Genomic DNA, 1,482 nt, shown 5'->3' on the forward strand with positions numbered 1-1,482 from the left:
GGGCGGGGCATCAGTGTTCACCTTCTGTATGGGTTGGGGCGGAGGCTGTGGCTGCCGCCGCCATTGTAGCAAATTGAAGACGGAGCGAGAGTAGAGCCACGAGCCCCGCAAACACGGCCGATACAACGAGGCCAGGGAGCGGACCAGCAAGGTCGACAAACGCGCCGGCCGCAAGCATAACCATGGGCGAGGCTGACAGCATCACCGCCGAGACCGTGCCGAGTACCCGGCCGAGAAGTTCTGGCGGCGTGCGGTTGTAGATGGCAGCGTTGAGAATGGGAGAGACTGAGCCGGTCAGCAGTCCCACGAGCGCGCCCAACAACATCAGCACCGGCACGCCTGGCAACTGTGAAAGCAGAAGCGAGCCCACCGCAGAGCCACAAAATGCCACCGCCAGCCAGTTCTGCGCTGATATCCGGGCGCCGACCGACGCATGAATGGCAATGCCAAGGAGACCACCAGCCCCCATCATTGAGGAGAACAGCCCGAGCTCTGCTACTTGGCGTCCTGCATCTACAAACAGCGCAGGCATGATGACGCTGCCGTTGGCGCCAACGATGCCCACGAAGATCATCACTATACCAAAGAGAGGGCGCAGCAGGGGTTCGCTCCAGAGAAAAGCGACGCCGGCGCGCATGGAGAGAGTCGCCGTCGTGGTCATCGTCCGAGCGGCACGCGCGGGAAGCACCCACGCGCCGAGCAGACCTGCAAGGACGGAGCAGAACGCCGTCAGCCCGAGCGTTGGCGCAGCGCCAAGCAGGCCGATTGCGGCCCCCCCAAGGGCCGGGCCACCTAGAATCGCGACGTTCCCGATCACCGCTTTCAGTGACGAGACGCGCTCAACGGAGAGCCCGGCGACGTGGCCGAGTTTGGGCAGCTCACTGTCCTGCGCGGCCATACCGGGTGCGTCGAACGCGGCACCGAGCACCACGCAAGCGATCAGCCCAGTGTTCGAGAGGGCGCCAACGGCATCGAGCAGTGGGATGCTCGCCATGGCCACGCCGCCCACCACACCCGAGATCAATGCGACGGGCGCGCGCCCGAACCGATCGACGAGGCCACCACCAACCCACGCGCCGATGATGGTCGCGATGACGCTGCTAGCGGCCGTGGCGCCCGCCCAGGCCGCGCTCTTTGTATGAGACAGGACGAACCATGGAAGCGCGAGGGCCGCCACCGCGTTGCCGATCCGGAAGAGAAAGGTCGCCGCGAACAGCGTCGCGAGCGGGCTATATCGACGTTCGCTCATTCCGCTGCGGCGAGCTGCGCCTTCGCCGCAGCGAGGTACTCTTCGTTACCCGAGTCGAGGGCGAAGAGTGCGTAGGTGACCGCCCCGAACGCAAGGCGCTCCGCGATGTGGTGGGCGAGCCGCGGCCACACCCGGCCACCGGCCGCTTCATACGTGAGGAGGAGCTTCGCGAGCCCCTCTTCACCAAAGACCATAAGGTGCGCGGCCATGTCGATGGCAGGGTCATCAACGCG

1 protein-coding gene and 1 pseudogene are annotated in these 1,482 nt (G+C 65.6%); both read right to left on the reverse strand.

The window, feature by feature from the left end; genetic code table 11:
* Positions 1-10: 10 nt before the first annotated feature.
* The gene (gene mrx(A) / locus ACWIGM_RS31350; RefSeq protein WP_000004159.1) at positions 11-1,249 is read right to left on the reverse strand and encodes a phosphorylated macrolide efflux MFS transporter Mrx(A); all 1,239 of its coding nucleotides are present in this window, start codon (positions 1,247-1,249) and stop codon (positions 11-13) included.
* A pseudogene (locus tag ACWIGM_RS31355) lies at positions 1,246-1,482 on the reverse strand (hypothetical protein); the annotation flags it as partial. The gene mrx(A) and the pseudogene ACWIGM_RS31355, both read right to left, overlap by 4 nt.

Source organism: Allobosea sp. NPDC055332 (genome assembly GCF_053645455.1).